Genomic DNA, 8,278 nt, shown 5'->3' on the forward strand with positions numbered 1-8,278 from the left:
TAGTCAAGATTTTAGTCAGAGATGTCTTGAAGGAGAATAACGTTATTATGAATGACAACGTAGAAAGTATTCCTCAAGAAAATGAAAAAATTGAAGGACTCGAAGAATTAGAGTCTGTAGGGTGGGGAGAATATCCTCTTGACTCTGTTTTTGTACGCACAGAACAGCGAACACTTGGCGAAGTCGTCAAAAGAATTAAAAATAATCGCTATATCCTAAATCCTGATTTTCAACGAGGTTTTGTTTGGTCACCTAAGCAGCAGTCTCGACTAATTGAATCTTGTTTAATGCGTATTCCCTTGCCAGTTTTTTATGTAGCCGAAGCTGACGATGGACGTATCATTATTGTTGATGGATTACAGCGATTGACAACATTCTACGAATACTTAAATAATGATTTTGCTCTTAATAAACTAGGACATGGTGGAGAAAAGACCGACCAAGAAATTTACCTAACAGGTAAATATTTTCGTGATTTACCTATTCATTTACAAGAGCGAGTTGAAGATACTCAGCTTACTCTTTATATCATTGATTCTAAAGCTCCCCAAAGAGCAAAACTGGATATTTTTGAGAGAGTCAACAGTGGTGAACCTCTAGCGCGTCAACAAATGCGTAATTGCCTATTTAATGGATCTGCAACTCGGTGGCTTGCTAAAGCTGCTGAGAGCCAAGCATTTCTTAAGGCAACTGGTAATAGTCTCAGTAAGAAAACCATGCGTGATCGAGAAGCAATTAATCGTTTTTGTGCATTTCGACTGTTGGACATAGAACAGTACAAAAGCGATATGGATGATTTTTTGGCAAAATCATTAGAAAAAATGAATACTTTTTCAGAAAATAAGCTAGAAGATTTAACTCAAGAATTTCAAAATTCAATGGAGGTAAATTATTTGCTTTTTGGCAAACACTCATTCCGAAAATCTCTAGCTTATGAGCCTGAACCTGAAAATCGACAGGTACTAAACATAGCATTATTTGATTGCTGTTCAGTTTTGCTTGCAAATTTAAATTACGGGATTGTTACAGAGAGAAAAAAATTATTAAAAGAGGTAGTTAAGGATTTGGTCAGAAATGAAGATTTTTTACAAGCTATTACTGTTTCAACCAATAGTTCAAAACAAGTGAAATCCCGATTTCAAATGATGGAAGTTGTTATTAAAAAGGTATTTTGTTAATGTTAACAGGACTTAAAATTGTCAATTTTAAATGTTTTAATTCTCTCTCATTACCGTTAGCTCCTATGACATTACTAACAGGATTCAATGCCGCAGGTAAGTCAACAGCTTTACAGAGTCTTTTGTTACTTACTCAAACGTTGCGGTCTAATAACAGAGCAACAAAGTTGAACTTAAATAGTTCGCTTGTCCGTTTAGGAACACTGGGCGAGGTGTTAAATTCTGGAAAGCCTAATGTCATGTTTTCTGTTGAAGATGACATTACTGAAATTGCATGGAGTTTGCAGGCGCAAGACGCTGCTCTACAAATTCAAAACCTCAAAATCAAAAGTGTTGAGGGGACAAACGAATATAGCGATAGCGATATTAAAACTTTGGATATGCTTTTGCCCTCTGGGTCTGCTACTGAAGCAGTGCAATTAATGGAAAGATTACGTGAAATCATTTTTCTAAGTGCAGTCAGAATCGGAACGGCTGAAGTATTTCCTGCCCCTGAAGAAGGAGCTCTAGTTCATGCTAATGTTGGAGTTCAGGGTGAATTTGCACCTTGGTGGTTTGAGCAATCTCTTGATGACGACGTTGATGAGTTACGTCGTAATCCATCTGACAAAGCAGCAATTTTACGTCGTCAATTCAACGCTTGGGCAAGCCAGCTTTTTTTAGGAGCCCAAGCAAATGCACAAACTATAACAAAAACCAGTTTAGTGCGCCTTGAAATGCGAATGGGAGACCTTAGTGATTGGCGAAGACTTTCAAATATTGGTTATGGACTGACGTATGCTTTTCCTGTAATTGTGGCAGGACTACTCGCAAAACCTCAACAGATTTTGATCATTGATAGCCCAGAAGCACATCTTCACCCTTTAGGACAATCGCAGATAGGTCTATTTTTATCTCAAATTGCTGCTGCTGGAGTTCAAGTGATTATTGAAACTCATAGCGATCATCTTCTTAATGGAGTTCGATTAGCTGTGAAAAATGAGAAAATTATGCCAGATCAAGTTGCAGTACACTTTTTCAGTCACCCCCAAGAATCAACAGCCACTGGTTTGCCCCATGTTGTTTCGCCATTAATCGATTCAGACGGTAATCTCAGCGAATGGCCTGATGGTTTCTTTAATCAATCAGAAAAAGATTTGGCTAAACTTGCGGGTTGGGAATGATGGAATGGCATATTAATGACTTGTCTTTAGACGGACAGTTCCCTGATTCGCAGTCATTTTGTTCAGTATTAGAAGATTTGCTTAAACGAAGGAACAGCGATCCAACATTTCGTAGCCAACTATATTGTTCGCGCTTGCTTCATTTACGACTGGTAACACCAGTTGCTAACCTTCGCCAAGCTGTTTGTGAAAAAAACGATAATGATTTTAAAAAATTAGTACTTAACTGGGTAACTAAATCTGGGCCATTTTGGGATGATAACCGACAGCCTAATCAAGATGACTATTTTGAATGTCAGTCACGCGATGTCACCGATCAAGGATTAGGGGAAGCATCTCGCCGGAAACTTGCAGGTATTGATAGTGGGGTATTTAGTTTTCAAGGGAGTTCGCTTCAGTTCACAATAAGTCCATTATTAGTTCAGCAAGGTCTTTCTGAAGACCCCCTCGATGTCATTCATGTAGATAATTGTTGGAATCTTGAAGAATTAGTTAAATTAATACAGGAATCCAAAACTTACTCTTGCTGGCAAGATGTTTATGTCGAGATTAAACCTCAGTTTGAAGGTTTACTTATCTCAGATACTGCTATAGATTGCTTACTGCCCGTACCTTTCAGTCAACAAGTAAGAAAAAGGATCTTTGAACTACTTCATGTGCTTAACCAACTTGTTATGGAAAGTGACATAGATGGTCAACTTTCACAGACAGGTATAGAGTTGTTAAATGAGCACTTTATGGGTAAAAAAGCATGGTTCACTGATGAGTCAGAAACAAACAAAAGCAATTTTAAGCAGGAAATGACATTTCCTGATCCCGATGATAAAAATAAAAAGATTTTTTGTTCTTGGCATGGAAAGATAAAAACGCCACAAATCCGAATACATTTTGAGTGGCCTCGTTCCCAAGGTCAAAATAAGATCAAAGTTGTTTATATTGGCCCCAAGCTCACCAAAGGATAAACCAAAAGCTAATTAAGAAGGTGCTTACTTGTTTGGATTTTAGATTATAGGAAATTAAATTATATGGATGCTAGCGAACTTTTGGCTCATTATGACGCAGGAGAAAGAAATTTTTCTTAACTTCGTCTTCCTAGGGAAGTTATTTGAGTGAAGCCAATGAGCGCTAACACTATCACTTGCACCAACGTTTAGCTGCTTTCTTCACAAGATTAGTAAGGTACTCACGGCTTAAAAATCCCTTACCTTTTCCCTTACGGCTACAGAATATCGGCTCATCATTACCAGCATCAGCAGTTCTGTGATTCTGGAATTCGGTTCTTAAAGAAACTGCAAGCCTTACTACGCAGGTTTTACTACCTTTAGCCGTAAACAGTGATGCGCTCGCCCTGGTGTCACCCACCGTCCGTATTAGATAATGCCTAATGGGGGTAAAACTAGCTTATGGGATACCAGGGGCAATCTAGCTGAAAACTATTGCCTAGTTTGCTCAGTTCCTGGAATATTAGACACTTGAGCATATTTATTAAAATAGCTGAAAACGAGGTATAGCAAAGTTTTTATTAATTTTGATAGATAGGCGACTTAACCCCTCCAAAACACTCTCGCGCTGCAATATTATCTAGATTGCCCCGTATGACAGCATCGCGCTTATCTGCCCTTTATGGAGAGCGGTTTGTGGTAATTTCTGATTCTGAGGTCAAAACGAATTGCAGCCGTAAAGAAATACAAAGAGTGATTGAAAATTTAGCAATTAACGCTGTGAAATATGGCGCTCCTAATACGCCGATTATACTTACGCTCCAGCAAACTGAAACGCAGATCAACCTTACTATCCATAATGAAGGCAATCCGATTGCTCTAAACGCTCAATCAATCCTATTTCAACAATTTCGTCGAACCGTCTGTGCTGAAGAGCAAACTGGCTGGGGATTAGGATTATTTTTGGCTAAAAGTATTACTGAAGCGCATCAAGGGACACTTGGGGTTGAAAGTGCAGAGGGTAAGGGGACAAGCTTTATTATCCAGTTACCAAAGACCATCACCTAGTAATTCATTGCGCTCAACATCCCTTAGTGATGCCAGTAAAAAAGCTGTAAACACAAGTAAATCATTAGTAATCCAAAATGAATTACCACTACTTAAGTTTCAGAATCATCAAGGAATTTCAGCTAGTGAAGCACCGGACGAATCAGTAAGTGATTCACTTTTAGATTCATCCTTGGAGCAATTAGAGGTTACTCATCAAGCAAGTGAATCTGCGATCGCGCAAGCGCCGACCTGTCGGTTCGCGCACCTTGAAGAAAAGTTACCTATTATTGATGCTATCAACTTAAGAAGTTCAGGCTTGGATACATCCACAGAGCCAAGCCAAGCTAATGCTAAGAGTGATTTACCAAATGAATTACTTAATGAATCATTCAAAACTGATGTTCAAACTTCCCAATTAGCAAATCAAAGTGAATCATCTAATGAATCACTAAATAATGAGTCTTTAGATGAAATACAGGCTGGAGTTGATAACCTTGGTGAATCACTAACAACAGCACAGTTAGCTCTATTAATCGGAGTTGGCGATCGCTCTGTGTTCAGAAGTGAGCGGCGAATCCGGAAAAGAACTTAGTCGAACAAATTCCTCTGGTGTTCTACTACAGAGATTTAAAACTTCTACGCATAAACGATTAACCTATTAAAATCACGGAGATTAATTGTTTGGGGTTCTCTTTCTCCTTTAATTAACTGTCCTACCACTTTTTGAATTTGTTGGCTGAAACCCAATGAGAGCAAGCCTTTAACTGTCCTACCACTTTCTCGTTCTAGTAGGGGCAGATAAGCGCAAGGCTGTCATACGGGGCAATTTAGATAGGGCTTGCCGCTTTCAGTGGTTGAGAGGGGTTAAGTCGCCCCTCAATTAAAATCAATAAAAATTTTGCTGTATCTCATTTTCAGCTATTTTAATAAATCTGCTCAAGTGTCTGATCCTGTAGGAGCTTCGCAAACTCTGCAAGATTTCACTCAGTGCGATGGCCGGAGAATCTAGTTTTGAAATGCTTATGGAATAAGGACTTTAGTCTAAATTGCCCCTGGTGACAGCTTCGCGCTTATCTACCAAAAATTATTGCAGCAGCTAAATTTTTCAATCTCCCAGGCGGGGAAAAAATGTTAGAAAAGAGCGCACATGGGGTACTTAGTTTGCTCATAAATACCCCATGTGTCACCTCAACTCCAATTACTCATATTTAACACACCACCAACCATCAACAGAAGCAATAATCAACTCATAATCAGAAGTAATTTGTGCAGCATAATCATCATCAACTTCCAAGCTATGACCAACCAACGCACTGAATGCTGCCTTATCATTACCCACTTTCCGTACTTGCTTAGAACCAATATTGCGGAACCCATGTGGATTTAAAAAGCATTCCTTATTAAACAAAGCCTTAGTTGCTCTGCCGACCGCAGCAGAAACAAAACTCGTAACATTGTGCACTCGCTGATCAGTGTAAGGTTGAGCAAAACTTTTTGGGGTAGAGAAACCCAAACTGAAAAATACATTTTCACAAACGGCGGCATTTTCTTTGACTTTCTCAAACACCTCTATGCAGCTATTAATCGCCCTCAATTCTCTTTTCTTCTCAGTAATGTAGTTATCAACATTCTTCACGGACGCGGGTAAAATTCCTTGTTGTGCATCCTCTAACTGCTGTTGCAATTTCTCGACATCCGTCAACTTCTTATTTGTAAAAGCTAACCAGGTTGACAAATCTTTGGTAGCCAAGAGTGCTTTCGGGCGAATTACTTGCAACCACATATCTAAATCAGCAGTAAGAATACTTGGTAAAGGATAAAACCGAACCTTATGAGTTTGATTAAAGGTTTTATGCTCTTTCAGTTTCACAGCATAACGGAAGGTACCATTGTTATCCTTGACCTTAATCAAGGTCTTACCGAAAATTAGTTTGCGTAACTCCTCCTGGCGAATAGGTGCATAAACTAAAATCTTTACCATCAAATACACCTGCCAGTTCCAAACAATTTTATTCCCAGTGCGAAGAGTTCCAGAATTAGAACGCTCTGCACAACAAGAGCGCAGGTATTGCACTACTAATTGTGCTTGCTCATGGGTAATTTCTTTGTTTTCCCATCGTTTTTGATCCAACTGTGGCTTTTGCTGTTTGTATTGTTCGAGATAATGAGATTGCAAATTTTTTAACTGCTGCACAAGCGGAATATCCGACCAATCACGAGTGCTTGATTGCTCGTAAGTGAAACACTTAGCTATACTAATTACTGCTTGGATTACCTTAACAGAACTGCTAGTAGTACACTTACGCTCTGTCAATAACCAAACACAGAACTCTTCAATCAACACAATATCTGTCAGCATTAGTAAGTTAAGTTCATCGGGGTGATATTCTTCAAAATGAACTAACCAACCAAAAAAGCAATTAACTATTTTTTTATAGCGTTTGTAGGTCGAGTTCGCGATGATATTCACCTGGGGGCGCGAATATTCTGTTCCCTTGGCTGTCAGTTCTTGCCGTCGTTGTTCCCGCTGTTGTCTTCTTTGAGAAGCAGTAGTTTTTTCATTACCTGCATCAACTTTATTTTGTGTAAATAGGACAACTTTGCCCTGCCAAAAACTCCGCCAAAAATCCATGTTTTGTTGTAAAGCTAATGGCATATTTGCATCTTTAAAAGCATATTCCTTTTCAGCCTTAGAACGTAATGGTGGTTTTTTCTGGGAAGCTGATACTAAAGGTGGAGCATAAACAGGTAGAGAGGAAGGAAACAATTCTTCATACCAAAGTTGTTCTTTTATCCACTGTACATATCTGCCTAAAGCGGAACGGTAATTTCCTTTAGTAGTACTAGAAACTAATCCGTTCGCAACTGCCTGGTCAAATCTTCGATCAAAAATCTCTAGTAAAGCATCAGGATTTAAATTAATCACAAGAAATTTACGTAAATAAGTTTCTAGCTGCTTTGGGGTAGTAGAATTAGGATTAAAATGAGAGTCAAATTCTTGCAAAATCCAGTACTTAAAAGCAGTTTTTAGATGCTTAAAAATTTGAGGAGTATTTTTAACTTCATCACTTTTACTCCAGTTAATCATTGTTGAGTAGACATTGAAATTGTGAGTAGCCATGAGGTAATTTTCCTAAAATTAGTACGAAAATGAGTCCGGAGATAAACAGGGTATCATCAGCCATTTGGCGGGAGTTTTGGGGACAAAACTCTGACTATGTAAGCGGGAATTGGATTTGAGTCTTTAGAGAGTTAAGCTAGTTCGTACAGTTGAAAGTACGAAGCGTTTTTTGGCGTTTTTAAAACTAACAGTTGTGATAATTGGAAAGTTTTCCAAGTGCGGCTTCTGAAAAAAATGGCAAAAAAGAAGCCGCAACTGTTAGTAACAGTTGCGGCTCCTTGGTGAGGCTACCGACATATTTATTTTTTGGATCTAATTACTTCTAGTTTACCTGATAAATAAGCAGAGTGCCAACATATAGAAGGAAAATTTTCTAATTTACTGCTAATTGTTTCTGCCTACTTAGATAATCTTGTTCGAGCTATAGGAAAAATAGATATCCAAATTTTACTCTGCTGACAATTCAACTTTTTATTAAATTTACTTCCCAAACTACTACCAGTTAATTTTTAGGAGTGATATTTTTATTGAAGCTGATTTGATCTGCACTGAAAAGTTGGCTAACTCAACATTTTTAACAAAGGTCTACCTGTTAGCTTAGTAATTGTGGACATTAGCAATCTCACTGAAACTAATTTCAAAGGAGCAAATGGAGGCTCAAATAGCCTTAATACAAAACTTAGTTACATAGTAATTTATTAAGTACATTTGTACTGATGTCAAAGCGAGATATTTAGCTATAATTAGTCAAAAAATTAGGTTGATAATTTAACAATTGATTGCAATTTAACTAGCAAGAGCGAGAGCGTATGTTAGTTGTTATAT

Annotated in this window: 7 protein-coding genes; 5 read left to right on the top strand and 2 right to left on the bottom strand. The window is 38.1% G+C overall.

Annotated elements, in window-relative coordinates; translation table 11 throughout:
- Positions 1-47 precede the first annotated feature (47 nt).
- Genes CRI9333_RS24315 through CRI9333_RS24325 form a run of 3 tightly spaced genes read left to right on the top strand, consistent with a single transcriptional unit; the run spans position 48 to position 3,303 of the window.
- On the top strand, positions 48-1,178 hold the full coding sequence (locus tag CRI9333_RS24315) for a DUF262 domain-containing protein (RefSeq protein ID WP_015205637.1): 1,131 nt from the start codon (positions 48-50) through the stop codon (positions 1,176-1,178).
- Positions 1,178-2,341 (top strand): AAA family ATPase, encoded by a 1,164-nt coding sequence (locus CRI9333_RS24320; RefSeq protein WP_015205638.1) that lies wholly within the window; start codon positions 1,178-1,180, stop codon positions 2,339-2,341. The genes CRI9333_RS24315 and CRI9333_RS24320 overlap by 1 nt, the downstream gene beginning before the upstream one ends.
- The gene (locus CRI9333_RS24325) at positions 2,338-3,303 is read left to right on the top strand and encodes a hypothetical protein (RefSeq protein WP_157462506.1); all 966 of its coding nucleotides are present in this window, start codon (positions 2,338-2,340) and stop codon (positions 3,301-3,303) included. The genes CRI9333_RS24320 and CRI9333_RS24325 overlap by 4 nt, the downstream gene beginning before the upstream one ends.
- 172 nt (positions 3,304-3,475) lie before the next feature.
- On the opposite strand, the gene CRI9333_RS24330 is transcribed toward CRI9333_RS24325, so the two are convergent.
- A complete protein-coding gene (locus CRI9333_RS24330) occupies positions 3,476-3,703 on the bottom strand; it encodes a hypothetical protein (RefSeq protein ID WP_041227112.1) in 228 nt (75 codons plus the stop codon).
- Positions 3,704-3,936: 233 nt separating this feature from the next.
- Between CRI9333_RS24330 and CRI9333_RS24335 the strand changes: the two genes are divergently transcribed.
- Together CRI9333_RS24335 and CRI9333_RS24340 are read left to right on the top strand one after the other, a co-directional pair.
- Positions 3,937-4,350: a sensor histidine kinase gene (locus CRI9333_RS24335; protein ID WP_015205640.1), complete on the top strand. Its 414-nt coding sequence runs from the start codon at positions 3,937-3,939 to the stop codon at positions 4,348-4,350.
- 7 nt (positions 4,351-4,357) lie between these two features.
- Positions 4,358-4,924 carry a hypothetical protein gene (locus CRI9333_RS24340; RefSeq protein WP_041227114.1) on the top strand — a complete coding sequence of 189 codons (567 nt, stop codon included), beginning with the start codon at positions 4,358-4,360 and terminating at the stop codon, positions 4,922-4,924.
- Between the two features lie 606 nt (positions 4,925-5,530).
- Here CRI9333_RS24340 and CRI9333_RS24345 read toward each other — a convergent pair.
- Positions 5,531-7,453, bottom strand: coding sequence for a hypothetical protein (locus CRI9333_RS24345; protein WP_015205642.1), 1,923 nt, complete (start codon positions 7,451-7,453; stop codon positions 5,531-5,533).
- Positions 7,454-8,278 lie beyond the last annotated feature (825 nt).

It is taken from the genome of Crinalium epipsammum PCC 9333 (assembly GCF_000317495.1).
Lineage (GTDB): Bacteria > Cyanobacteriota > Cyanobacteriia > Cyanobacteriales > PCC-9333 > Crinalium > Crinalium epipsammum.